Source organism: Companilactobacillus halodurans (assembly GCF_009600985.1).
GTDB lineage: Bacteria > Bacillota > Bacilli > Lactobacillales > Lactobacillaceae > Companilactobacillus > Companilactobacillus halodurans.
This window is the reverse complement of sequence record NZ_VDFP01000129.1, coordinates 1-1,431: the sequence shown is the minus strand read 5'-3', so window position 1 is coordinate 1,431 and position 1,431 is coordinate 1. Positions and strand designations below refer to the sequence as shown.

Below are 1,431 nucleotides of genomic sequence, written 5' to 3'. Positions count from 1 at the left end.
GACTGTCAGGTAAACTGGAATTTCATCAGAAAAATCAAGTTCTGATTGACTAGGCATTTCAACTAAAGTACTGATGTCAGTGTCATCAATTTCACCTTCAAAATCAAAATTATCATTAACTTGAAAATTAAATTTAAGTACAGTTGGGTCTTCAAATTGTAAATACTTGTTAGGGGTATTCATAATTGTTCTCCAGTCATTTTATACAAGCTTATCATTATAAAAACGAAAAGACATCATTTATCCGTAGATAAATGATGTCTGATTTAGTGCAGAATAATGAGTAATCCCAAGGTATTCCAAATGATATGTGTTGCTAAAGGATAAAGTAAATTATCGTCTGTCAATTGATAAATAATGGCATATAAAATCAAATCTATATAGGTAAAGAAAGATAGATTAGTAAAGTCTTTTAAACTGTCAACATGCCAAAGCATGAAGCATATTGTGGCAATAATAATAGCAAGAATACTAATCCAATGCTGATTAAGGGTGGATTTTTTTAGATATTTTTTTACAGCTCCCTGAATAAAGTATTGGAAAATAATTTCTTCCATTAAGGGACCTATAACTGTGATCAATAGAATCATAGCCGTAATAATTAGAATATTGCCGTGGTGTAGGGTATTTTCCAAACCAGCTTCATTAGATGATTCTTGAGGAAAAAGATTAGCAGTAATTTGAGAAATCAAAAAGTCCGCGATTGTAAATACTGGGATCAGCCAAAGTTTTTTGCCATTGTTTCTTAAATATGTCCAATAATATTTGAATTCATCCTTTAATAGATAACAACTAATCAAAAAGATTATTACTATTAAGTAGACAGTTTTTTCTATATGAATGGGCATAAGTGTAATCGCCATATAAATCAGCGTAGTTATAAGTAGGTACTTGAGCTTTTGATTAGTTAGTCGCATTGGTTTCCCCTAAGAATTAATATTTTTATTATATCATTCTTGAAGAATCAGGATTACAGCAAAAAAGCCCTTTTGATGGGCTTTTTAAGCGGTTTGTTTTTGTAAAGTAGGTTCCTCTAAAATTTCACCAAGAACCCGATCAGCTACGATACCAATTTGACCGGCATTACGATTCTTAGGGCAATCTTCTTCGTATGAATTAGTTGAATCTTTCATAACAATGATTCGATCAGCCATACGGGCAGCCTCTTCAACATCATGGGTTACGAGGATAGTTGTTAGATTCTGTTTCTGACAAATATCTAAAATCAAATCCTGCATTTTACGTCTAGTCAAGGCGTCCAAAGCACCTAGAGGTTCATCCAGTAGAAGAATTTTGGGGTGGCTCATTAAAGCTCTGGCTAAAGCAACTCGTTGTTTTTGACCACCGGATAGTTGATTAGGAAAGTGGTCAACGTAGTCACCAAGTTCGACTAATTCTAATAGTTCCTGAGCATGTGCTTTAGTATTTTTA

General features: G+C 33.1%; 3 protein-coding genes. All 3 read right to left on the bottom strand.

Annotated elements, in window-relative coordinates; all coding sequences use genetic code 11:
* The coding region (locus FHL06_RS12990; protein ID WP_153387016.1) for a hypothetical protein at nucleotides 1–183 on the bottom strand (183 nt) is incomplete at its 3' end.
* Nucleotides 184–266: 83 nt separating this feature from the next.
* Complete coding sequence (locus FHL06_RS12985; RefSeq protein ID WP_153387014.1) at nucleotides 267–917, bottom strand: CPBP family intramembrane glutamic endopeptidase; 651 nt, start codon at nucleotides 915–917, stop codon at nucleotides 267–269.
* Nucleotides 918–1,001: 84 nt separating this feature from the next.
* On the bottom strand, nucleotides 1,002–1,431 hold a 430-nt coding region (locus FHL06_RS12980), incomplete at its 5' end, for an ATP-binding cassette domain-containing protein (RefSeq protein WP_153387012.1).